General features: G+C 65.0%; 24 protein-coding genes. 14 read left to right on the forward strand and 10 right to left on the reverse strand.

What is annotated here, in order from left to right; translation table 11 throughout:
* Positions 1-126 precede the first annotated feature (126 nt).
* Both ABIB99_RS33315 and ABIB99_RS33320 read left to right on the forward strand, forming a co-directional pair.
* Positions 127-516 carry a hypothetical protein gene (locus ABIB99_RS33315; protein WP_063983589.1) on the forward strand — a complete coding sequence of 130 codons (390 nt, stop codon included), beginning with the start codon at positions 127-129 and terminating at the stop codon, positions 514-516.
* Positions 517-626: 110 nt separating this feature from the next.
* Positions 627-875, forward strand: coding sequence for a hypothetical protein (locus ABIB99_RS33320; RefSeq protein WP_231144930.1), 249 nt, complete (start codon positions 627-629; stop codon positions 873-875).
* 16 nt (positions 876-891) lie between these two features.
* Here ABIB99_RS33320 and ABIB99_RS33325 read toward each other — a convergent pair whose 3' ends face one another.
* The 4 genes from ABIB99_RS33325 to minC all read right to left on the reverse strand — a co-directional run bounded on the left by ABIB99_RS33325 (position 892) and on the right by minC (position 3,103).
* Positions 892-1,077, reverse strand: a complete 186-nt coding sequence (locus ABIB99_RS33325) for a hypothetical protein (protein WP_028161169.1) — start codon at positions 1,075-1,077, stop codon at positions 892-894.
* A gap of 212 nt (positions 1,078-1,289) precedes the next feature.
* A complete protein-coding gene (gene minE, locus ABIB99_RS33330; protein ID WP_063983590.1) occupies positions 1,290-1,571 on the reverse strand; it encodes a cell division topological specificity factor MinE in 282 nt (93 codons plus the stop codon).
* On the reverse strand, positions 1,568-2,383 hold the full coding sequence (gene minD, locus ABIB99_RS33335; protein ID WP_063983591.1) for a septum site-determining protein MinD: 816 nt from the start codon (positions 2,381-2,383) through the stop codon (positions 1,568-1,570). Before minD ends, minE begins: the two co-directional genes overlap by 4 nt.
* 21 nt (positions 2,384-2,404) lie before the next feature.
* Positions 2,405-3,103 carry a septum site-determining protein MinC gene (gene minC, locus ABIB99_RS33340; protein WP_063983592.1) on the reverse strand — a complete coding sequence of 233 codons (699 nt, stop codon included), beginning with the start codon at positions 3,101-3,103 and terminating at the stop codon, positions 2,405-2,407.
* 370 nt (positions 3,104-3,473) lie between these two features.
* Between minC and panB the strand changes: the two genes are divergently transcribed.
* Positions 3,474-4,295 (forward strand): 3-methyl-2-oxobutanoate hydroxymethyltransferase, encoded by an 822-nt coding sequence (panB, locus tag ABIB99_RS33345; protein WP_354179687.1) that lies wholly within the window; start codon positions 3,474-3,476, stop codon positions 4,293-4,295.
* 119 nt (positions 4,296-4,414) lie between these two features.
* On the opposite strand, the gene ABIB99_RS33350 is transcribed toward panB, so the two are convergent.
* Positions 4,415-5,431: an ABC transporter substrate-binding protein gene (locus tag ABIB99_RS33350; protein ID WP_166353011.1), complete on the reverse strand. Its 1,017-nt coding sequence runs from the start codon at positions 5,429-5,431 to the stop codon at positions 4,415-4,417.
* A gap of 100 nt (positions 5,432-5,531) precedes the next feature.
* On the opposite strand from ABIB99_RS33350, the gene ABIB99_RS33355 reads away from it, so the two are divergent.
* From ABIB99_RS33355 to ABIB99_RS33380, 6 genes are all read left to right on the forward strand, one after another.
* Positions 5,532-6,179: a TetR/AcrR family transcriptional regulator gene (locus ABIB99_RS33355; RefSeq protein ID WP_063983595.1), complete on the forward strand. Its 648-nt coding sequence runs from the start codon at positions 5,532-5,534 to the stop codon at positions 6,177-6,179.
* 84 nt (positions 6,180-6,263) lie between these two features.
* The gene (locus ABIB99_RS33360; protein ID WP_354179630.1) at positions 6,264-7,034 is read left to right on the forward strand and encodes an ABC transporter permease; all 771 of its coding nucleotides are present in this window, start codon (positions 6,264-6,266) and stop codon (positions 7,032-7,034) included.
* A 16-nt stretch (positions 7,035-7,050) separates the two neighbouring features.
* Positions 7,051-8,088: an NAD-dependent epimerase/dehydratase family protein gene (locus tag ABIB99_RS33365; RefSeq protein WP_354179632.1), complete on the forward strand. Its 1,038-nt coding sequence runs from the start codon at positions 7,051-7,053 to the stop codon at positions 8,086-8,088.
* Entirely contained in the window at positions 8,075-8,896 is an 822-nt protein-coding gene (locus ABIB99_RS33370) for a GNAT family N-acetyltransferase (protein ID WP_354179634.1), read from the forward strand. The genes ABIB99_RS33365 and ABIB99_RS33370 overlap by 14 nt, the downstream gene beginning before the upstream one ends.
* Before the next feature lie 6 nt (positions 8,897-8,902).
* The gene (locus tag ABIB99_RS33375; protein ID WP_354179636.1) at positions 8,903-9,958 is read left to right on the forward strand and encodes a dihydrodipicolinate synthase family protein; all 1,056 of its coding nucleotides are present in this window, start codon (positions 8,903-8,905) and stop codon (positions 9,956-9,958) included.
* A complete protein-coding gene (locus ABIB99_RS33380; RefSeq protein ID WP_354179638.1) occupies positions 9,946-10,728 on the forward strand; it encodes an ABC transporter ATP-binding protein in 783 nt (260 codons plus the stop codon). The genes ABIB99_RS33375 and ABIB99_RS33380 overlap by 13 nt, the downstream gene beginning before the upstream one ends.
* 320 nt (positions 10,729-11,048) lie before the next feature.
* Here ABIB99_RS33380 and ABIB99_RS33385 read toward each other — a convergent pair whose 3' ends face one another.
* The 3 genes from ABIB99_RS33385 to ABIB99_RS33395 form a co-directional block, all read right to left on the reverse strand.
* Complete coding sequence (locus ABIB99_RS33385; protein ID WP_028151794.1) at positions 11,049-12,140, reverse strand: TRAP transporter substrate-binding protein; 1,092 nt, start codon at positions 12,138-12,140, stop codon at positions 11,049-11,051.
* 177 nt (positions 12,141-12,317) lie between these two features.
* The gene (locus ABIB99_RS33390; RefSeq protein ID WP_014495671.1) at positions 12,318-12,575 is read right to left on the reverse strand and encodes a hypothetical protein; all 258 of its coding nucleotides are present in this window, start codon (positions 12,573-12,575) and stop codon (positions 12,318-12,320) included.
* Between the two features lie 71 nt (positions 12,576-12,646).
* Positions 12,647-13,630: a DUF2778 domain-containing protein gene (locus ABIB99_RS33395; protein WP_354179689.1), complete on the reverse strand. Its 984-nt coding sequence runs from the start codon at positions 13,628-13,630 to the stop codon at positions 12,647-12,649.
* 190 nt (positions 13,631-13,820) lie between these two features.
* Here ABIB99_RS33395 and ABIB99_RS33400 point away from each other — a divergent pair, with 190 nt between their 5' ends.
* Together ABIB99_RS33400 and ABIB99_RS33405 are read left to right on the forward strand one after the other, a co-directional pair.
* Complete coding sequence (locus ABIB99_RS33400) at positions 13,821-14,261, forward strand: DUF1810 domain-containing protein (RefSeq protein ID WP_354179641.1); 441 nt, start codon at positions 13,821-13,823, stop codon at positions 14,259-14,261.
* A gap of 134 nt (positions 14,262-14,395) precedes the next feature.
* Positions 14,396-16,477: a methyl-accepting chemotaxis protein gene (locus tag ABIB99_RS33405; protein ID WP_354179643.1), complete on the forward strand. Its 2,082-nt coding sequence runs from the start codon at positions 14,396-14,398 to the stop codon at positions 16,475-16,477.
* A gap of 5 nt (positions 16,478-16,482) precedes the next feature.
* Here ABIB99_RS33405 and ABIB99_RS33410 read toward each other — a convergent pair whose 3' ends face one another.
* Positions 16,483-17,073: an NADPH-dependent FMN reductase gene (locus ABIB99_RS33410; RefSeq protein ID WP_354179645.1), complete on the reverse strand. Its 591-nt coding sequence runs from the start codon at positions 17,071-17,073 to the stop codon at positions 16,483-16,485.
* A 51-nt stretch (positions 17,074-17,124) separates the two neighbouring features.
* On the reverse strand, positions 17,125-18,054 hold the full coding sequence (locus ABIB99_RS33415) for an AraC family transcriptional regulator (protein WP_354179647.1): 930 nt from the start codon (positions 18,052-18,054) through the stop codon (positions 17,125-17,127).
* Between the two features lie 303 nt (positions 18,055-18,357).
* On the opposite strand from ABIB99_RS33415, the gene ABIB99_RS33420 reads away from it, so the two are divergent.
* Genes ABIB99_RS33420 through ABIB99_RS33430 form a run of 3 tightly spaced genes read left to right on the forward strand, consistent with a single transcriptional unit; the run spans position 18,358 to position 20,964 of the window.
* Complete coding sequence (locus ABIB99_RS33420; RefSeq protein WP_354179649.1) at positions 18,358-19,464, forward strand: DUF2336 domain-containing protein; 1,107 nt, start codon at positions 18,358-18,360, stop codon at positions 19,462-19,464.
* Positions 19,461-19,793: a PilZ domain-containing protein gene (locus ABIB99_RS33425; RefSeq protein ID WP_028152715.1), complete on the forward strand. Its 333-nt coding sequence runs from the start codon at positions 19,461-19,463 to the stop codon at positions 19,791-19,793. Before ABIB99_RS33420 ends, ABIB99_RS33425 begins: the two co-directional genes overlap by 4 nt.
* A gap of 49 nt (positions 19,794-19,842) precedes the next feature.
* On the forward strand, positions 19,843-20,964 hold the full coding sequence (locus tag ABIB99_RS33430) for an HD-GYP domain-containing protein (protein WP_354179652.1): 1,122 nt from the start codon (positions 19,843-19,845) through the stop codon (positions 20,962-20,964).
* Positions 20,965-21,157 lie beyond the last annotated feature (193 nt).

Consider the following 21,157-nt stretch of genomic DNA (forward strand, 5'->3'; position numbering starts at 1 on the left):
CGCTCTCCGTGGCCAGGACGGGATGACGATAGCGCACCGCACCGGGGAGCGACAAATACGTCCCGGCACCATTGCGGAGTGGCTTGCCGGACGCTAGCCTCCAAAAAAACGGAGGAGATACCAAGGATGCGCACCGGTTTCCTGATCGCAGGTCTGTTACTGCTCGCCGCGCCGGCCCAAGCGGCGGACCGTGCACGCTCGACCTATGTGACGATGGTCTTGCAGGCCTTCGCCGCCAAGGTGGAATGTCCGAACACCGATCTCGTCTATCAGGACCTCGTGCAGAAGGCGCAGCAGATGCAGCTGCCGGACGGCACCACCGAGAAGGTGCGCAAGGCGATCGCCTGGATGCACACCGGCGGCAAGATGGGCGAGAAGCAGGACGACGATTTGATGGCCGAGGTCGCGGTCGCGACCCAGGCGACCGACATGGACCAGCGCCGCCTCGGCATGCCCGGCTGGTGCGAGGCCCAGAAGACCAACCTCGCCGGCCTGATCCGCAGCAAGGGCGGCTAGGCGCTCTCTCGCCGCGTTAAGCACGCTGCGGCGGAACCGTCGCGGCGGCCAACTATCGTCATAATCCTCGACACCATGCGGCCTCTTCGAATTCGAACAGGAGAGCCCACATGCGGAGTATCCATTTTGTTTTCGCCGGCGCATTTGCGGCCGCCGCTGTGCTGACCGCGCCCGCCCTGGCGAAGAACTCCGATGCCCAGAAAGGCGAGGAAAAATCCACCTCGTCATCCTGCAGTGCTTACCAGCAAGCACCCGACGGCTCGTGGGAACCGCTGCCCTGCAAAGAGACAGGCGAGCGTCCCCAGCCGCAGACACAAAATCGCACTACGCAGCCCGGCGCCGACCGCGGGGAGCGCTGAGCGCGCTGGCCGCGGATCAGCTCTGGTGCGGGCCGCGGATGATCTTCATGGCGTCCTCGATGTGACGCCACTCCTTGGCCTCATCGGCCTCGCCGCGGCCCTCACAGGCCTGCGCCTGCTCGGCGGCCTTCGCAATCGCAGCGAAACCATGTTTTTCCAGCATCTGGCGCGCGATGGTGTGGACCTGGATCTCGGATATCATGGGCGCTCTCCTGTTCAGGAAACCGCAGCGCCTGGCTTGGCGCTCCGCGGCCTCTGACAACGATTTCGCCGCAGGTGCCGTTCCGCCCACGACCGATCACATCGGCAGGCCTGGAATTTGACGTGACGAGCAAGCAAGACAAAGGCGGTCCGCTATGCCCAGCGGACCGCCTTCTCACCCACCCCAAATTTGCAGTGTACCGGCCGGATCCCCTACCCGACCGCCGCGCGCTTGCGCTCCAAATCGTTCGGCACCTCGATATCGACCTCCAGGGTCGATACCTCGTCGCCGCGCTCGAGCCGGACGATGACCTTGGTCGGGTCCAGCGTGACGTGCCTGGACACGACAGCAAGAATTTCCTCGCGCAGCACGCCGAGCAGATCGGGCTGGCCGCGCAATCCGCGTTCATGGGCAAGCAGGATCTGCAGCCGTTCGCGTGCGACGGGTGCCGAGGCCTTCTTGCCGCGGAGAAGCCGAAGCAGACCCATGCTCATGCAGCCCTCCGTCGCAGCAGACGATCCATGAAGCGCCTGCGCTCGGCCGGAACCTGCATCGCCACGGTGTCGCCGCACAGCCGCCGCGCCGCGTCGATATACGCCCGTGCGGGTGCACCGTCCACGTTCGACAGCGTCACCGGCGTGCCGACATTGGAGGCCTTCAACACGTCCTGGCTCTCGGGGATGATGCCGAGCAAGGGCGTTGCGAGGATTTCGAGGATGTCGTCGATGGTCAGCATCTCGCCGCGCGCGGCGCGCGAGGCATCGTAGCGGGTGATGAGAATGTGCTTCTGGACGTGCTCGCCCTTCTCGGCCCGCACCGTCTTGGAATCGAGCATGCCGATGATGCGGTCGGAATCGCGCACCGAGGAGACTTCCGGATTGGTGACGATCACGGCCTCGTCCGCAAAGCGCATCGCCATGGAGGCGCCGCGCTCGATGCCGGCCGGGCTGTCGCAGATCACCCAGTCGAAGCGGTCGCGCAAATCGTCGATGACCTTGCCGACGCCCTCTTCCGTCAACGCGTCCTTGTCGCGGGTTTGCGAGGCCGGCAGCAGCCAGAGATTCTCCAGCCGCTTGTCGCGGATCAGCGCCTGCGGCAGCTTTGCGACACCCTGCACCACGTTGATGAGATCGAACACGACGCGGCGTTCGGCGCCCATGACGAGGTCGAGGTTGCGCAGGCCGACGTCGAAATCGACGACGACGACCTTGTCGCCGCGCTGCGCCAGCGCAGCCCCCAACGCGGCGGTCGTCGTGGTCTTGCCGACCCCGCCCTTGCCTGATGTCACGACCAGTACCTTACTCATCTGAAATGTCTCCTTTGCTGGTCAGTTCAGTGCTGTAATTCGCATGGTATTCCCCTGCAGCCAGGCCTGCGCCGGCTTGCCGCGCAAAGCGGCGTCGATGTCGTCCGCAGTCTGGTAAAATCCATCAATTGCAAGCAGTTCAGCCTCGATCTTCTGACAATAGATGCGGGCGCTCGTGTGCCCATTGACCCCCGCCATGGCACGGCCGCGGAGCGCGCCGTAGATGTGGATGGAACCGCCGGCGACGACTTCGGCGCCGGAGCCGACCGAGCCCAGAATGGTGACGTCGCCCTCCGGGAAGATCACGGTCTGGCCCGAGCGCACCGGGCTATCGAGCAGGAGCGAGGTCGGCTTGGTTACGGCCTTCGCCTCGGCCTTCTTCGGCGCGCTCGGCTCGACCACGCAGCTGCGCCCTCCCGAGAGCAGCGGCGGCATGGTCGGCGTCAGCCGGCCCTCCTCCACCCCCTCGATCCCGAGCACCCGGATGTTGCGATCCTGGAGGCTCGTGAGCAGATGGGCGATGCCGGACTGGCTGAGATCGACCGAGGACAGATCGATCACCACGGGCCGGCCGGCGAAGAAACCCGGCGAGCGCGCAATCGTGGCGTCGATCTCCTGCAGCCAGTCCTGGATCGGAACCGTCGGCACGAACACGAAGGCCACGTAGGAGCGCCCGCGCAGGCGAACCATTTGGCGTTGGACTTTTGCTGCAGCCTCCATAGCGGCCGACTCGATCCCTGTTATTGAATGGTTAACGATGCGGCGAATTTGGTTAATGGCTGGTTAATTTATCCTAGGGCACGTGGGGGTGTGGACGGGCTGGGCCTGCGGAAGGGCTTGGGCGAGCGCTTCCGCGCAACACACCGCTGTCATGCCCCGGCTTGACCGGGGCATCCAGTACGCCGCGGCTTATCCGCATCATGGCACGGCCTCTGGAATACTGGATCGCCCGCCTACGCGGGCGATGACACTGAGAATGTCGAGACAGTGGGCCCTCACGCCGTCCATTGTGATCGCAGGCCCGACCATCCGGATTGACATGCTCATGGCATCTGGTTTCGATCCGCCTCCCCCGCAGACGGAGCCGATCATGTCAATTCAGTCTTCCATCAGGCGCAAGACCGCGCCGGACATCCGTGCACGCAAGCGGGGCGAGCCGATCGTGATGCTGACGTCCTATCACGCGCATACGGCCGCACTGGTGGATCGGCATTGCGACGTCATCCTGGTCGGCGATTCCCTTGGCAACGTCATGCATGGCTTCGAGACGACGGTGCCGGTTACGCTCGACATGATGATCCTTCAGGGCGCCGCGGTGATGCGCGGCTCGAAGCAGGCGCTGGTCGTCGTCGATATGCCGTTCGGCTCGTATGAAGCTTCCAGGGAGCAGGCGTTCAACTCTGCGGTGCGGATCATGAAGGAAACGCAATGCGGCGCGGTGAAGCTTGAGGGCGGCGTCCGCATGGCCGAGACGATTGCATTCCTGTCCGGGCGCGGCATCCCAGTGATGGGGCATGTTGGCCTCACACCGCAATCCATCAACACGCTCGGTTCGTTTCGTGCCCAAGGGCGCAACGAGGTGGACTGGGGCCCCATCGAGGACGATGCGAAGACCGTCGCCGATGCCGGTGCATTCTCGGTCGTCGTCGAAGCGGTGGCCGAACCGTTGGCGCGCAGGATTACGGAGACGATTGCGATCCCCACCATAGGCATCGGCGCGAGCGCTGCCTGCGACGGTCAGGTGCTCGTGCTCGAGGACATGCTCGGGCTGTCGCCGCGAACACCGAAATTCGTCCGGCGCTATGGCAATCTTGGTCCGGCCATCGAAGCGGCGATCGAAGGGTATGCCACCGACGTGCGGTCACGCACCTTTCCCGGGCCCGAACACGTCTACGAGATGAAGAAAAGCTGACGATACGCAGCGAGCGCTTCCGCTTGTAGCCCGGATGGAGCGAAGCGCAATCCGGGAAACCTACCGCCGAGGATGCACTGTCCCGGATTTCGCTGCGCTCCATCCGGGCTACGGGTGCCCTACTTCTTCACCTTGCTCGCATCCATCTTGACAGCGGGATCCAGCATCTTCGTCGTGAACGCCGTGGTCACGTCGAACGGCTTCTCCATGCCGAGATAGGTCTGGACCAGCTCATAGTCCTTCTTCATCCGCTCGCCGTCGATCCAGCCAAGACCCTTGGTGGTCGTGAACTCGTCGGTCATCAAATACTTGATGCGCTCCCACTGCCGTTCCTGGTTCTCCTTGTCGAGACCCGAGACCTGGTCGAGTAGCGCCTTCAGGCACGGCGTGACGTCGGCGACGCAGGCCGCAAAGGCCTTTTGCGAGACGCGGACGAACTCCTCGACCAGCTTCGGGTTCTTCTGCAGATAGGCGCCGTTGACGATCAACGAATTGCCGTAGGGGTTGAGCCCGATGTCCTTCCAGTTGACGAAGCCGAGATCGGGCCCGAACTCGATCACCTTGAGATCGTGCTCGTTGTAGAAGTCACTGATGATATCGACGGTATGGCTCTTCAGCGCGGCGATCTTCGCGGTCGGGCCGATATTGACGAAGCTGACGGCATCAGGCGCGATGCCTGCGGCCTTGGCAAAAGCCGGCCACATCACGCGCGAGGCGTCGCCGGGCGGGTTGCCGATCTTGTGGCTCGGAAAATCCTTGACGCCATTCACGCCGTAGCTCTTCAGCCAATAAAACGTCTGGCCGGTGTTGGCGTAGATGCTCATCAGCGCGACGTCGTCGGCGCCCTTGCTCTTGGCGACCAGCATGGTGGCGAGATCGGCGATGCCGAACGGCGAGCCGCCGGAGCCGACCTTGGCGGCGGAGACGCCGGAGCCCTTGCCGACCTCGATGGTCAGGTCGATGCCGGCCTTCTCGTACCAGCCCTGCGCCTTGGCGTAATAGAACGGCGAATGGTCGGCCGTCGGCGTCCAGTTCAGGATCAGGTTGACCGCCTCGCCCGCGCTCGCCGGCACCGCCGGCACGCCGAGCATCAGGGCCAAAGCCAAAGCCGAGCCCGCAGCCTGCAAACGCTTCATCGCATCCCTCCTCATTGCCGCGACCCGGCTTGTCGCTCTCCCCATGTGAGGATACCAATGCAACAAGCCCGCCCTCGACTTGTCAACTGTCTGGTTGGAAATGCCCGCAAAACGTTCAGGCGACACCGTGCCGCAGCGGCGCGACCCCGTCGCCACCCGCAAGAAGCTGCTCACCGCGGCGCGCCTGGAGTTCGCCCGGCACGGCTTTGCCGGCGCCCGCGTCGACGAGATCGCCGAGCGCGCGGGGGTCAACAAGCAGCTCGTCTACCACTACTTCGGCGACAAGGACGCGCTCTATCTCGCCGTGCTCGAATGGGTCTACGCCGATATCCGCGAGCAGGAGCGCCAGCTCAACCTCGAAGGCCTGCCGCCGGAAAAGGCGATCCGGAAGCTGATCGAGGCCTCGTTCGATTACCTCGCAACAAACCCCGATTTCATCGTGCTCCTGAACGACGAGAACCGCGGCGGCGCCCGCCACGTCCGCGGCTCGACGCGGCTGGAGGCAATGCATTCGCCGCTGGTGAAGAGCGTCTCCCACATCCTCCACGAGGGCGTCCGCACCGGCGTGTTCCGCAAGGGGATCGATCCGATCCAGCTCTATATCTCCATCGCGGGCCTCAGCTATTTCTATCTCTCCAACACGCCGACGCTGTCGGCGATCTTCGGCAAGGACCTCTCGAGCCGGGCGGCAAGGCGCGCCCGCCGCAGGCATGTCGTCGACCTCTTGCTGCATTCGCTCCGGCCGTAATCAACCAACTGGTTGAAACTTCCCGCAAGGCCGGTTAGGCTGACGGACGGCGGCAAGGTGGCCGCTGGCAACAGGGAGCAACCGGTGACCGGAAACGGCGCACGCACCTCGCGCAGCTTTGCGATCATCCTGATCGTGCATCTCGCCGTGCTCGTGCTCTGGCAGGTCGCGGTCGATACCTTCCACGTGCCGAAATTCATCCTGCCCTCCCCGCTCGCGACGGTGCAGACGCTGGGCACCGCGAGCTATGCCTGGGGCGCCAACACGCTGGTCACGGCGATCGAGATCCTCGGCGGCTTCGCGCTCGGCGCGTTCGTCGGCGTCGCGCTGGCCGTGATCTTCAGCTGGGCACCGCTGCTGAGCCTCGTGCTGCTGCCGCTGTTCGTGACGATGAACATGATCCCGAAGGTCGCGCTCGGCCCGCTCTTCATCGTCTGGTTCTCCTACGGCATCGTGCCGAACATTTTGATCGCCTTCAGCATCTGCTTCTTCCCGATCCTGCTGACCACCGCGCGCGGCCTGCGCGAGGTCGAGCCGGACCTGCTCGACCTCGTCAAATCGCTGCGGGGCTCGCGCTGGACGCTGTTCCGCAAGATCCAGTTGCCGGGATCGCTGCCTTACGTGTTCTCCGGCATGAAGGTCGGCGCCATCCTCGCGGTGGCCGGCGCCATCGTCGGCGAGTTCATCGCCTCCGAGCGCGGGCTCGGCTATCTCATGATCCAGGTGCAGTCGTCGCTCGACACGCCCGCGATGGTGATGGCCGTCGTGCTGCTGACCCTGCTCGGCGTCGCTCTCTACGGCCTGGTCCTCGCCCTCGAACGCAGGTTCGTGGTCGGCGATGCCAGGCAGAACTAACGACAAGGACCGATCCATGCTGCTCACCCGCCAGACGCTGCCGAAGACGATCCCGGATATCGCAGCCCTCGACGATCTTCTGTGCCGGCCGACCCAGGCGCTGATCGACGACCTCAAGAAGGTCGAGGGCGACATCATGATCCTCGGCGTCGCCGGCAAGATGGGACCGACGCTGGCGGGGCTCGCGAAAGCCGCCGCCCCCGATCGCCGCGTCATCGGCGTCGCCCGCTTCAGCGATCCGAGCGTCAAGGACTGGCTGCACGCGCGCGGCGTCGAGACGATCAATTGCGACCTGATGGACGAGACGGCGATTCAAGCGCTGCCTAAGGCGCCCAACATCGTCTTCATGGCCGGCCGCAAGTTCGGCGCCGAGGGCGACCTGTCGCTGACCTGGGCGATGAACGCGCATGTGCCGGCCCTCGTCGCACAGGCCTTCCCGACGTCGCGCATCGTGGCGTTCTCGACCGGCTGCATCTATCCCTTCGTCCCCGTCGACGGCGAAGGCGCGACCGAGGACATGGCGCCGAACCCGCCCGGCGAATACGCCCAGTCCTGCGTCGGCCGCGAGCGCATGTTCGAATATTTTTCGCGCAAGTTTTCGACGCCGGGCCGTCTGTTCCGGCTCAATTACGCGATCGACATGCGCTATGGCGTGCTGCACGACATCGCCACAAAGGTGCTCACGGGAACGCCGATCGATGTCAGTCTCGGCCACGTCAATTTCATCTGGCAGGGCGATGCCTCCGCGCAGGCGCTGCGGTGCCTTTCGCATTGCACCGCGCCGACCTCGCCGATCAATGTCAGCGGCCACGAGATTTTGGCGGTGCGAGATCTCGCAGCAAAATTCGGCGCGCGCTTCGGCCGCGCGCCGGTGCTGACAGGCAAGGAAGAGCCGACGGCCTGGCTGACCGACACGTCGAAAGCCGTGGAGCTGTTCGGCCTGCCGGTGGTCGACACCGAGCAGTTGATCGCCTGGACCGCGGACTGGGTGTCCCGCGCCATGCCAAGCCTCGGCAAGCCCACCAAATACGAGGTGCGCGATGGACGCTACTGACGGTTCGCCCATCCTCAAGCTCGGCGTCGACGACGCGATCGCCGGGCTGGTGCTGTCGACGGAAGCGCACTGGAACCAGACCGAGGAGGACTGGCGAATCTTCCTGCACGAGGGCGTGGTGTTCGGTATTCGCGACGGCCTACGGCTGGTCGCGACCGCGGCGCTGCTGCCCTATTCCGGCAACAACGCCTGGATCAGCATGGTGCTGGTATCGGGCACGCATCGCCGCCGCGGCCTCGCCACCCGTCTCGTCGATGCCTGCCTGGAAACCGCGCGCAAGAACGGCCTGACGAGCTGGCTCGACGCGACGCCCGACGGCGCCGCCGTCTACAGCCCGCTCGGCTTCACGCCGACGCTGCAATTGCGCCGGCTGAAGCTGGTGAAATCCGGGCGAGCCGAAGGCCCACCGTCTTCATCGGCGACCATCGATGCGCTGCGGGCGCGGGACCGGCGCGCCACCGGTTTCGACCGCACCGCGCTCCTCTCCGCTATCGCCCTGCGCTCCGGCTCGCGCATCGTCGCAGCGCATGGCGCCATCGCGCTGGTTCGCGACGGCCGAACCGCGCGCCATATCGGGCCGTTGTTTGCCAACAATGCCGCGCCGGCGCTGGCCCTGGTTCATGCGATCACGCGCTCCGAGACCGGCCCGATTCTGATCGATGCCGTTGCGTCGCAAGCCGCATTCCTGGACGGATTGACCGCCTCGGGCTGGACCATCGAGCGGCCGTTCCAGCGCATGCGGTTCGGCCCCGCCACCACCGCTGCCAAGGATACGCCATTCGCCGTCGCCGGCCCTGAATTCGGATAGGACATCATGCACCACAGCCAGATCAACAGCGACGTCCGCAAGCTGATCGCCGACGGCACCGTGCTGCCGGCTCACCCCCTCGCGCTCACGGCGGAGCGCCAGCTCGACAAAAAGCATCAGCGCGCGCTGACGCGCTACTACATCGACGCCGGCTCGGGCGGCCTTGCGGTCGGCGTCCACACCACGCAATTCGCGATCCGCGACGTCGGCCTCTATCGCCCGGTGCTGGAGCTCGCCGCCGAGACCGCTGCGAGCTGGACCAAGCGTCCGCTGGCGATGGTCGCGGGCCTCGCCGGCCCGACCCGGCAGGCAACGGCTGAAGCCCGCACCGCGCGCGATATCGGCTATCACGCAGGACTTCTCAGCCTCGCCGCGATGAAGAGCGCCTCCGAGGACGAGATCATTGCGCATTGCACGGCGGTCGCCGCCGAGATCCCGCTGGTCGGCTTCTATCTCCAGCCGGCCGTCGGCGGGGTCATCCTGTCGAGCCGGTTCTGGCAGCGCTTCGCCGCGATCGACAATGTGATCGCGATCAAGATCGCGCCGTTCAACCGCTATCGCACGCTCGACGTGCTGCGCGGCGTCGCGGCGGCGGGTGCGCTCGACCGCGTCGCGCTCTACACCGGCAACGACGACCACATCCTGCTCGACCTGATGCTGCCGTTCGACCTGCGCGACAACGGCATCACCACACGCACCTATTTCAAAGGCGGTCTGCTCGGCCATTGGTCGGTGTGGACCGCGAGCGCCATCAAACAGTTCGAGCGCTGCAGAGCGGCGCGGCACAAGGAGACCGTGCCGGCCGATCTGCTCGCCCTCGATGCCCGCGTCACCGACTGCAACAGCGCCTTCTTCGACGTCGCCAATAATTTTCACGGCTGCATCGCTGGCTGCCACGAAGTGTTGCGGCGCCAAGGCCTGATGCAGGGCCTGTGGTGCCTCGACCCGAACGAGGGCCTCAGCCCCGGCCAGAAAGAGGAGATCGACCGCGTCTATCGCGAGCACGCCGACCTCGGCGACGATGCTTTCGTGGCCTCCAATCTGGACAAATGGCTGGCATGAGCGCCGAGCCCTTCATCAGCCTGAGCGGCGTCCGAAAGGTCTATCGCAGCGGCGGCGCCGAGTTCCTGGCGGTGTCCGACGTCACGATGGACGTGCAGGAAGGTGAGCTCGTCTCGCTGGTCGGCCCCTCCGGCTGCGGCAAGACCACGGTGATGAAGATCCTGGCCGGCTTGCACGGCGCCGACGGCGGCACCGTCAGAATTGGCAATGCCAAAAGCCCGTTCGATCCGACCCGCGACATCGGCATGGTGTTCCAGCAGGCGCTGCTGCTGAAGTGGCGCACCATCCTGGACAACGTGCTGTTGCCGGCCGAGATCGTTGGCCTGCCGATCAAGGCCGCGCGCGCGCGGGCGCGCGATCTGCTCAACCTGGTCGGGCTTGCCGGCTACGAGCAGAAATATCCGCGAGAGCTCTCCGGCGGCATGCAGCAGCGCACCGCAATCGCGCGGGCCTTCATTCACGATCCAAAACTGATCCTGATGGACGAGCCGTTTGGGGCGCTGGACGCCCTGACGCGCGAGCAGATGAATCTGGAGATGCTGCGGATCTGGCGCGAGAGCGGCAAGACCATCATCTTCGTCACGCACTCGATCCAGGAAGCCGTGTTCCTGTCCTCGCACTGCGCCGTGCTGACCGCGGGCCCGGCGAAGATGGCCGACTACTTTCCGATCGACCTGCCCTTCCCGCGCGACCTGCCGCTCAAGACCACCGACGCGTTCGGCGCCTATGCAAGGCGGATCTATGCCAGGCTGGGGCTGGGCGCTGCCTGAGCTAGCTAACCTGGCGCGACCAAGAGGTCGCGCTCAGGTCAACGACCCGCCATCGTCAAGACCGCGCCAGATGAATCCGTCCGCTCCGGCGCACATACTGCTTCGCCATGCTTCTGTGCACCGTTCCCCTGACGAGGCCTCCGTCCCGATCGGCAGTGCCGTAGGGTGGGCAAAGCGACTTGTCCGCCGTAGCTCGAAGAGCGAAGGCGGAAGCGTGCCCACCATTGCACGTGACGCAAAGAACGTGGGCACGGCGCAAGTGCGCCTTTGCCCACCCTACGAGAGCGGGGCGCGGCGTAGTCACCGCGCCCAGCTCGTCATCAAGTCTTATTCCGCATCTTGCTGAGCAAATAGTTGTCGTAGAAGTTCTCCGCGATCTGCGTGTAGAATAGCAGCTCCTTCATATAGGCGTCGTGGCTTTCCTTGGTGCGCTTGAACAGGTCGCTCTTGGCGGCGAGCTCGTTCAGATGCTCCTGGGTGGCGTTGTAGCAGGCTTCCAGCACAGGCTGCGGGAACGCCTTCAGCTCCGCGCCGTTGGCGATCAGCCGCTTCAGGGCCGCCGGATTCACGCTGTCGTATTTCTCCAGCATCCAGGCGCCGGCCGCCGAGGCGGCCTGATTGACGATCGCCTGGTACTGCTTCGGCAAGCTCGCCCACTTCTCGTCATTGACGATCATGTGCAGCATCGCACCGCCTTCCCACCAGCCGGGGAAGTAATAGTACTTGGCGACCTTCTGGAAACCGAGCTTCTCGTCGTCATAGGGACCGACGAACTCAGCGGCGTCGATCGAGCCCTTCTCCAGCGCCGCATAGACGTCGCCACCGGCGAGCTGCTGCGGCACGATGCCGAGCCTGGCCAGCACATGGCCGCCCATGCCGGCGATGCGGAATTTGAGACCCTTGAGATCGTCGACGGTCTTGATCTCCTTGCGGAACCAGCCGCCCATCTGGGTGCCGGAATTGCCGCAGAGGATGGCGTGCGTCTTGAACGGCTTCAGCGCCTCGTTGGTGAGGTCGGCGCCGCCGCCGAAATACCACCAGGATTCCTGGTGGCGATGGTTCATGCCGAACGGCGCGCCGGTCGCGTAGGCCAGCGCCGGCTCCTTGCCGATGTAGAAATACAGCGGCGTCTGCGCCATCTCGACGGACGCGACGCTGACGGCATCGAGCGCCTGGAGGCCGGGGACGAGCTCGCCGGCCGCAAAGGTCTGGATCTGGAATTTGTTGTCGGTGGCTTCCGCAACGTATTTCGCAAAGGTCTGCGCCGTGCCGTAGATGGTGTCGAGCGACTTCGGGAAGCTCGAGGTCAGGCGCCATTTGATCTCCGGCGCGCCTTGCGCAATCGCAGGTGCAGCAACCAGCGTCGTCGCGCCGGCGACCGCGCCGCCCTTGAGGAATGTACGGCGTTTCATGTTGGGGTCTCTCCCTGCAAGTAAGTTTCAAACATATCGGCGTCTGGCGACGGTCTTCGCGGACCGTTTGCCCGTTCCTATAGCGGAGTTCAAGCTGGGAGCGGAAGGCCTGCCGGCGTCCATAGCCCGGATGGAGCGCAGCGCAATCCCGGCGACGAGAGCGCGTTGGAAGGCCGCTCAGAGCAGCTTCGCGCTCACGAACAACGCGCGCACGGCGTTGGTCGCCTGCACCGCGAGCATGGCGTTGTCGGCGGCGCCTTCGAGCGCCGCGACCGCCTCTTCATGGAGCGAGCGGAATTCCATCCACTCGACCGATTTGAAGTTGGTGAGGAATTGATAGGCTTGGCCGACGGTCGCAATCGCCAGCGTGTCGCCGTTCAGCTTGATCTTGAACGTCGTACGCAGCGGGGTCTCGGAACTCTGGGGATCACTCATGGGCTGCTTCTGGACGAGGTGGGCTTAACGAAGGGGAAACGGCACCCCCGCCGTCCAGCAAATATCAAATATCAGGAGTCGGTGCTCGCGCGCTGCGCGGCTATCGCCGATCCACTCAGGCTCGGCACCACGACCAGGCGGTTGAACTCGCCATTGTCCCAGGCCTTGAGGAAACGATCATAGTCCTTGATCGAGACGCAGCCGTTGGAGTCGCCGCGCGGTCCGAGCATGTAGCTGTGGGTGAGCAGCCCGACGCGGCCAAGCGCGCTGGTACCCTCGGTCGGCGTCAGGCGCAGCGCGCGGATGCCGTGGAACAGCTTTTCACGCGGCTTCAGATCGTAGGTCGCGGGCGGGGTCGCGCCGACCATGCGCTGGTCGACATGATTGGGGTCGTCCATCAACGCGCCCATGCCCGAATGGGCTTCCAGCGCGACGCCGCTCGGCAGGTAAAGCGCCTTGGCCTTGATGTCATAGACCGCCGTGCGTGAATCGTAGCCGAGCGCGGCGAGATCAGGCGCCCTGCTGAGCAGGCCGTCGCCGGGTGTCAGCGAGGCCAGCTTGATCTTGTCGGTGAACTTCTCGAAGAAGTTGCGGTTGTCGACCCGGGGATTGGTCTCGGCATAGGCCTGGCTCGAGGCGATCTGGGACGCGAGGTCTGCCTGGGTCGGGCGCGAGCGCGGCATCGGGATGGCGTCGGCGCGCTGCGACGGCCTCGTCTCGTCAACCACGTGCCGGTCGTCATCGGTCAGGGTCGAGCCGGTCAGGGTCGAGCGCCAGTCGTCGCCCTGGAGTTTTTGGGCCAGCATCGCCTTGGCGTCGCGCAGCTTGAGCTGGACCGCGCTCACCGCGGAGCGCTCCAGCGTCCGCAGGCCGAGGTCACGGGTTGGCGGGCTGCTGGCTGCCGAAGCGAAACGGTCGTCAAACGAAGGGCCATTGGCCGGAGGCAGTGCGGTGGCCGGAGGCAGTGAGGCGGTGACCAGCGGCGTCGAATCGCCCATGTCCGCGACCCAGGCGGCGGCTCCCAGTGCCAGCGCGACCGCTGCCAAAGACAGCAGTATCGTCTCCGCTCGCCCAATACGGCGGCGCGACAACAGCCTTTCGGCGCTTGCGCGGTCGGAAACCATTAGATCCCCAAATCGACCCCCGGAGGGCCCAACCCCCGTCCGGAGACTCTATACCAGCCATCGCATTGGGAGCCAAAACTTAGGCATAATCGCGGCCGGCAAGCCCCCCTTGAGGTATCCTATGACCGATCCTTTCGATCTAGAGCGCTTCGTCAGAGCCCAGGACCCGGTTTTTCGCGACGTCCGGGGGGAGCTGGCCCGGGGCCGGAAACAGACTCACTGGATGTGGTTCGTCTTCCCGCAGATCGCCGGCCTCGGCTTCAGCGCCATGTCGCAGCGCTACGCCATCGGCTCGCGCGCGGAGGCCAGAGCCTACCTCGCCCACCCCGCGCTCGGTCCGCGACTCATTGAATGCACCACGCTCGTGCTTGCCGTCGAGGGACGAACCATCAACGCGATCCTCGGCGCGCCCGATGACGCCAAATTCCGCTCGTCGATGACGTTGTTCGGCGCGGTCTCCGACGAACCCGTCTTCGACCAGGCGCTCGCCCGATATTTCGCAGGCGAGCGCGATGGCGCGACGCTGGAGATCCTCACCAGGCTCGATCGGCCGGCGCGCTAGCACGACCTACGCCTAGACGAATGGACGCATGCAGGCGGGGCATGGCGGCTGGCAGCGTAAACTCCGGATTAACACCGGCTGCCTATCGTTTGCGCAGAATAATTTTCTTCCCCGCGCCAATTGCCGGACAGATCATGAAAATCGGTACGCTCCTGACCACCGCCATCGTCTCGCTCTCGACAGTCGGCGGCGGCCTCGCCGTCTACGTCGCCGTGACGAAGTACCAGACGATGGACAGGATCGCCGAAGCGCAGGGACGACTCGCGATCGTCCGCGCCGCCAGCGACATCCCGCGCTACCTCAATCCCGAGCGCGGCTTCGCCACCAACATCCTCTACGGGCCCGCGACGGTCGATCCGGCGCAGCTCACCGAGCACGACAAGCTGCGCAAGCAGACCGACGGCGCCCGCGACAGGATGAACGCGCTGCGCAAGGAGCTGCCCGGCCCGTTCGACGACGGCGCCACCATCGGCAGCAACATCGACGCGATCAATTCGAAATTCACCGCGCTCCGCGAGGCCATCGACAAGGCGATCGCAGGACCTGCGGATGCCCGCAAGGACGCGGCCAAAAAGGTCGTCGCCGACAATGCCGTGCTCAATGCCGGCGTCACCGCCCTGCTCAACGAGCAGGTCCGCCGCATGGCGATCCTGAACGGCGACGCCTACCGCCAGTCCAACTACGCCAACATCGCCATGACGCTGCGCGACGTCGGCGGCCTCAATTCCAGCGTGCACAAGAACCTCGTCGGCGCGAAGAAAGTGGCCAACGACGCCGAGAAGGCCGACATGGCCCGCATGCAGGGCCGCAACGACCAGATCGTGATGTCGCTGATGGAATTGCGTGGCAATGCGGCAACTCCGGCTAACGTCGCCGCGGCGCTGGAGACGATGAACTCGAACTATGTCGAGGAATTCGGCCGCGAGATGAAGCTCGTCAAGGACGGCGCCGTCAGCGGCAAGTACGAGCACGATGTCGAGACCTTCTACGTGGCGTCCCAGAAGGGCCTCGGGTCCATCATCGGCGTCCGCGACGCCTTCTACGACAATGCCGAACAGATCCTCGCCGGCGCTTCCTCCGCCGCGCGCACCAGCTTCACCATCGCGCTGGCCGGCCTCCTCGCCGTGCTGATCGCCAGCGCCGGCCTGATCGTGATGGTCCGCCGCCGCGTCTGCGCTCCGATCGTCAGCCTGACGACGCGGATGTCGCGCCTTGCCGACGGCGAGGTTGCGGACGAGATCCCCGGCGCCGAGCGTTCCGACGAGATCGGGGCGATGGCCTCCGCCGTCCAGGTGTTCAAGGACAACATGATCCGGGCCGACCGGCTCGCAGCCGAGAAGCAGGCCGAGAACGACGGCAAGATGCGCCGCGCCCAGGCGCTCGACGGGCTCACCCGCGCATTCGAAGCCAAGGTCACCGAGCTCGTCGGCGGCCTGTCCCGCGCCTCCTCCACCATGGAGAGCACCGCGCAGTCGATGACCTCGACGGCGGCCCAGACCAACAGCCAGGCCGCGGTCGTCGCCGCCGCCTCGCAGCAGACCTCGACCAACGTGCAGACGGTTGCGAGCGCGACCGAAGAGCTGACCTCCTCGATCTCCGAGATCGGCCGTCAGGTGGCACAAAGCACCGAGATCGCGGCCCGCGCCGTCGACAACGCCCGCCGCACCGGCGACACCGCGCGCGCGCTCGCCGAGGGTGCCCAGAAGATCGGCGACGTCGTCACGCTGATCCAGAGCATCGCCGAGCAGACCAATCTGCTGGCGCTCAACGCGACCATCGAAGCCGCCCGCGCCGGCGACGCCGGCCGCGGCTTTGCGGTCGTCGCATCCGAGGTGAAGTCGCTGGCGGGCCAGACCGCCAAGGCCACCACCGAAATCTCCGAGCAGATCACCGCGATCCAGTCCGCAAGCGACGAGACCGTGAACGCGATCCGCAACGTCGCCGACGTCATCGCCGAGATCGACCAGATCGGCACCGCGATCGCGGCTGCGATCGAAGAACAGGGCTCAGCGACCCGGGAGATCTCCCGCAGCGTGCAGGAAGCCGCGCGCGGCACCCAGGAGGTCAACAGCAACATATCGGGCGTGCAGCGTGCCGCCGACGACACCGGTGCAGCCGCAAGGGAAGTGCTGGGCGCGGCCGAGCAGCTCTCGACCCAGTCGCGCGATCTCGCCGGCCAATTCGACCGCTTCCTCGGCGAGGTCAGGGCCGCCTAGTCAGCTTAGTACGGCGGCGCCTTGCGCGTCCGCTGCGCCTTGGCGGCCTCGATCCACCACAGCAGGTCGTCGGCAAAGCGCGGGAACGAGCGCTCCAGTGCCTTGCCGCCCTCGCCGATCGGCTCGCTCTCGGCCGACAGCGTCTGCCCGATCGGGCCGACGCCGATGGTGCTCGACACCACGACCATGCCCATCTCCGACAGCGTGCCATGCCAGGCGGTGGAGGCGCGTGCGCCGGACAGTCGGCCGGCGGAGTAGCTCACGATCGCGGCCGGGCGCCAGAACCACTCTTCCAGGAAGTGATCGGTGAGGTTCTTCAATCCCGGCTGGATGCCCCAATTGTATTCGCCGGTGACGAAGACAAAACCGTCGGCGCCGCGGATCTGCCCCGCCAGCTTCTCGAGCGCCTCGGGTGCTGCCCCCTTGGGATATTCCTTGTACATGCGATCGAGCATCGGCAGGCCGATCGCCTTGGCGTCGATGAACTCGACCTCCTCGCCGCGCTGGCGCAGGCGATCGATGACGAAATTCGCAAGGCGGACGCCCATGCGGTCGGAACGGTAGGAGCCGTAGAGGACGAGGATGCGATTGCTCATGGCCGGGACGCTAGCACGAAACGGCGGTACGGCCTCAACCGATTTGCCGCGCTACCGTTGCCGTCCGAGCTCCAGCGTTTGCGACGGCGTCTCGCCGAACTGGTCGCGATAGCTTCTGGAGAAGTCGCTGAGATGCCAGAAGCCGAACGCCAGTGCGACGGCCTTGACGCTGTCGGCACCGGCAAGCAGGCGCTGACGCACCAGCCACAACCGGCGCAGGCGCAAATAGCGATGCAGGCTCATGCCGCGATAGCGGCGGACGACGTCGTGCAGGGTGCGGACGGACAGGTTGAGCTTGCGCGCAATCTCCTCGCTGTAGATCGGCTGCGAGAGGTCGTCGGACAGAAGCGCGCGGATCTCCCGGAAGATCCTGAAATTGCGTTCGTCATTAGGACGCAGGGTCCATCGCGCGGCAACGACGCTTTCGAATGCGTCGTCGACGGCGCCAAGCAGGGACTCCTTCATGGCTGCGGCCTTCAGCGGCACGTCCGCGGCTCCGATCGGCTCCGACGCGGCAGCCAGCACCTCGCGGACCAGGCTGCGCAGCCGGTTCAGGCTCGCGGCCGTCGTTTCAAATATCTTGAAGCTGGATGTCGCGTGCGGCCAGCCGCGATCCGTCACCTCCGGCCTGAACACCACCGAGGCAATTTGCCGCTCCACCTCCTCGATGGTGGTGTAGGCGGCGCCGCCGCTGCCGATCACGATGACAGGTCGTGCCCGCTGCGAGCCGTTGAAGCGGATGGGCACGTTGAGCTCATCCATCGTGAATCCGATGGCGGTGCAATTCTCGACGAGCTGCGCGTCAACGACGCGGGGAAACGCCCGCGTGAAATTCACGTCGCAACCGGGCAGCGACAGAATGGTCTGCTCGGCCGAAATCCTCCGTACGAAGGGCGTGAACTCGAAATTCAGGCCTCGTATGGCATTTCGAAATTCATCGACGTCGGAGAAGCGAAATACCCTGGGCGCAATATCGTTCATGACAATGTGAAACGGCGCGTCGCAACCAACGCGCGTCCGGCGGCGATGCCGGCCCGAGTTTCCCCCTTTCGGTTGTCCCGTTCGACCGAAAGAATCATCCTAATTCGTCTCGTTCAATTGGCGAGGGTCCCGTTCAAAGGACAAGTCGCCGCATCGAGTCTCGCCGAATTTCGATAGCGTTTCCAGCGCAGCCAGCGGTGCGCTGATACCCCATCGATCAAGCTCTAAATTTCAAATTAACGCCTGTCAGGCGGAATGAAGGTCATTGGATAGTCGCGATTTTTTTTGAGTCAGGCCCCTGCCATGATGGCAAATTTGCCTGCTGATATTCTGGTTGAGCTGGAACAGGCGGTCGCTACGTGCCCGCCGGACCGCTGTGCACGCATCCTATCCGGTATTGTGCAGTTGCTCACCGGTAGCCGCGACCGGCCTCAGGAATTGCTCGCCGGTGTGGTTGACGGCGTTCTACTGCGCTTGGCGGAACGCGTCGAGGCCAAGGCGCTCGTTCAACTCAGCACCGCGCTTGCCGAGCTCAAGGTGGCCCCGCCCGAGACATTGCAGCGCCTTGCCTCACACGACGATCCGGACGTGGCCTGTCCAGTCCTCCTCAAATCGCAGGCAGTCTCCGCCACCGATCTCGCGACGATCGCGGCCTCGTGCGGCGAGCGGCATCAACGCGCGATCGCCGCGCGCAACTCGATCGAGCCTGAAGTGGCCGAGGCGCTGATCAAGCGCGGCGGCCCGATCTGCCTTGCGCTGATCAAGAACCCTGGAACCCAATTCTCCGAGGCAGCTTACGCCGCGCTGATCGCCAGGGCCGATCCGGACGGCGAGATTGCAAAGGCGCTGGTGCTGCGGCCCGGCACGCCCGACCTGGTCGTCCGGAAGCTGCTCTCCGTGTCGCCTGCCCCGAAGGCGCCGGCCAAGGCCAACGCATCCACCATTCCGCCCGCACAACGCGCCGCGCTTGTTCCGCCCAAACTGCCCTGCCCGGCCGACTATGCGAGCGCGAGGCCGGAGATCGTCGCCCTCAGCCGCGTCGGCAAGCTCAACGATTCCACCGTCAACCGCTTCACGATCCGCGGCGAGACGGCCAATCTGTTCACGGCGCTCTCGGTGCTCTCCGGCGCTCCGATCGAGATCGTGGAGCATGTCATGACCGATGACGATTGCGAGGGCCTCGTCATGGCCTGCCGGGCCGCACGGCTGAACTGGGCCACTACGCTTGCGATCCTGAGCAACCGCAGCGGCTCACGGCTCTCCTTCGTCGAGCGCGAACGGGCGCAGCAGATTTTCGAAACGCTTCTCTTGTCGACCAGCCAATGGACAGTGCGCTGGGGGGAAATTGCAGCGAGTGCCAACCCAAACGATGCGGGACATCGCGGCACAAAAATGGGGGTTTACCGATGAGGTTCGACGGTCGAAAGGCGCTTCGCGTACGGATGGATCACAAGCAGGCTGTCAATCTGATGGGCTCCGACGGCACCTGGCGACGCAGTTGCTTCCTGCTCGACGTGTCGCAAAGTGGCGCCAAGATCGAGGTCGAAGGGACGCTCGACGTGCTCCAGGCCAAGGAATTCTTCATGCTGCTGTCATCGACGGGTCTTGCCTACCGGCGGTGCGAACTGGTGTGGATCGACGGCACCATGGCCGGCGTTCACTTCATCACCGCAGACGGCAAGAAGAAGCCGGCGAGCGCAAAGGCGGCCGCCGCGCCAAACTCCACGCCGAGCAAATAGGCTCCAGAATTCATCGAGCTCATTCAATGTCATCATAGTCCGGTCCGCCGTGCAGAGTGCCCGAACCATATCCAGCCCCGCCAAAAATGACGGCGGCGTCCGAACGACGGAAGCGGTTCGCCCGTTTGTGCATGTGCTGGCCGATTCGTCCGACAAGCTGGCGGGCGTCTGCTCGGCCCTCGAACGGCAATTTACCGTCGCTGGCGAACGACTCGATGCGGAAGCCAGGCTGTCACAAGTGCCATTCGCGGTCGTCGTTCGCGCGGAGCTGCGTGACGTCGGCACCATCGCGGCCATCAAGAAACGCGCCGGCAAGCTGGCGAAAGCCACGAAGCGCATCTTCCTCGTCGAGCACTCGTCTCACGTCGGCATTTCGCAGGCCTACGCACTCGGCGCCACCCTCGTTCTTCCCGGGGCGCTCAACAAGAGCAAGCTGCTGGCAGCGCTGGCTGACCCGGCCGAGCTGGCCTCTGCTGGCTCAAGTGACGCACCGCAACCGGACAACGCCGTCGAAGCCGCGGCAACCGCCATCGCTTCGATGTTCACGGCCGTCACGCTCGGCGAGCCCCTCGACGTCGACAGCACGAAGGAAGCGGGCCGCAGGATCGCCGACCGCATCACCGAGCACGGCCTGTCCGAATGGCTTGCCACGGTGCGGCGTCACCATGAGGGAACCTACCAGCATTGCCTGCTCGTGACCGGCGTGGCGATCGACTTCGGACTGAGCCTCGGCGTCGGGCGAGCCGATCTCGAGCGGCTGTATTCCGCGGCCATGTTCCACGACATCGGCAAGGCGCAGATTCCGCTTGCGATCCTCGACAAGCCCGGCCGCCTCGATACCGACGAACGCGCCATGATCGAGAAGCATCCGGCAGCGGGTTACGAGTTTCTGAAGGATCACGAGAAAATCTCGCCCGAGATTCTCGACGCCGTGCGGCATCATCACGAATATCTCGACGGGAGTGGTTATCCTGACGCGCTGTGCGGCGAGAGCATCAATGACATCGTCCGCATTCTGACGATCTCGGACATCTTCGCCGCGCTGATCGAACACCGGCACTACAAGCCGACGATGCCGCGCACCGAGGCCTACAACATTCTTTGCGGGATGACCGGAAAGCTGGAGAAGGCCCTCGTAACCTCGTTCAAGGAGGTTGCGCTCACGCGATGACCGCGCAGGCTGGGCGATCCCGCAGCGAGGACCTCGTCACGAACCGCGCTTAGTGCGTGGCCCGGTATTTGGCGCGGTGCGGAATCGACCGGGAGGCCAGTCCTTCCGCAAGCAGCTTCATGTCCTCGCGTCTACCACTCCGGATCAGCTTACCGAGCTCATCGGGTGTGAAGGGAAGATTTGGATCATCATC

Source organism: Bradyrhizobium sp. LA6.1 (genome assembly GCF_040547805.1).
GTDB classification, from domain to species: domain Bacteria; phylum Pseudomonadota; class Alphaproteobacteria; order Rhizobiales; family Xanthobacteraceae; genus Bradyrhizobium; species Bradyrhizobium barranii.

Bases quoted from the DNA above. Each gene is read 5' to 3' on its own strand.
- ABIB99_RS33415 (WP_354179647.1), bottom strand. From the start codon at position 18,054: ATGAACGATATTGCGCCCAGGGTATTTCGCTTCTCCGACGTCGATGAA.
- minD (WP_063983591.1), bottom strand. From the start codon at position 2,383: ATGAGTAAGGTACTGGTCGTGACATCAGGCAAGGGCGGGGTCGGCAAG.
- ABIB99_RS33425 (WP_028152715.1), top strand. From the start codon at position 19,461: ATGAGGTTCGACGGTCGAAAGGCGCTTCGCGTACGGATGGATCACAAG.
- ABIB99_RS33385 (WP_028151794.1), bottom strand. From the start codon at position 12,140: ATGAAACGCCGTACATTCCTCAAGGGCGGCGCGGTCGCCGGCGCGACG.
- ABIB99_RS33365 (WP_354179632.1), top strand. From the start codon at position 7,051: ATGCTGCTCACCCGCCAGACGCTGCCGAAGACGATCCCGGATATCGCA.
- ABIB99_RS33410 (WP_354179645.1), bottom strand. From the start codon at position 17,073: ATGAGCAATCGCATCCTCGTCCTCTACGGCTCCTACCGTTCCGACCGC.
- ABIB99_RS33390 (WP_014495671.1), bottom strand. From the start codon at position 12,575: ATGAGTGATCCCCAGAGTTCCGAGACCCCGCTGCGTACGACGTTCAAG.
- ABIB99_RS33380 (WP_354179638.1), top strand. From the start codon at position 9,946: ATGGCTGGCATGAGCGCCGAGCCCTTCATCAGCCTGAGCGGCGTCCGA.
- ABIB99_RS33355 (WP_063983595.1), top strand. From the start codon at position 5,532: ATGCCCGCAAAACGTTCAGGCGACACCGTGCCGCAGCGGCGCGACCCC.
- minC (WP_063983592.1), bottom strand. From the start codon at position 3,103: ATGGAGGCTGCAGCAAAAGTCCAACGCCAAATGGTTCGCCTGCGCGGG.
- ABIB99_RS33315 (WP_063983589.1), top strand. From the start codon at position 127: ATGCGCACCGGTTTCCTGATCGCAGGTCTGTTACTGCTCGCCGCGCCG.
- ABIB99_RS33325 (WP_028161169.1), bottom strand. From the start codon at position 1,077: ATGATATCCGAGATCCAGGTCCACACCATCGCGCGCCAGATGCTGGAA.
- minE (WP_063983590.1), bottom strand. From the start codon at position 1,571: ATGAGCATGGGTCTGCTTCGGCTTCTCCGCGGCAAGAAGGCCTCGGCA.
- ABIB99_RS33405 (WP_354179643.1), top strand. From the start codon at position 14,396: ATGAAAATCGGTACGCTCCTGACCACCGCCATCGTCTCGCTCTCGACA.
- ABIB99_RS33400 (WP_354179641.1), top strand. From the start codon at position 13,821: ATGACCGATCCTTTCGATCTAGAGCGCTTCGTCAGAGCCCAGGACCCG.
- ABIB99_RS33350 (WP_166353011.1), bottom strand. From the start codon at position 5,431: ATGAAGCGTTTGCAGGCTGCGGGCTCGGCTTTGGCTTTGGCCCTGATG.
- ABIB99_RS33320 (WP_231144930.1), top strand. From the start codon at position 627: ATGCGGAGTATCCATTTTGTTTTCGCCGGCGCATTTGCGGCCGCCGCT.
- panB (WP_354179687.1), top strand. From the start codon at position 3,474: ATGTCAATTCAGTCTTCCATCAGGCGCAAGACCGCGCCGGACATCCGT.
- ABIB99_RS33375 (WP_354179636.1), top strand. From the start codon at position 8,903: ATGCACCACAGCCAGATCAACAGCGACGTCCGCAAGCTGATCGCCGAC.
- ABIB99_RS33370 (WP_354179634.1), top strand. From the start codon at position 8,075: ATGGACGCTACTGACGGTTCGCCCATCCTCAAGCTCGGCGTCGACGAC.
- ABIB99_RS33420 (WP_354179649.1), top strand. From the start codon at position 18,358: ATGATGGCAAATTTGCCTGCTGATATTCTGGTTGAGCTGGAACAGGCG.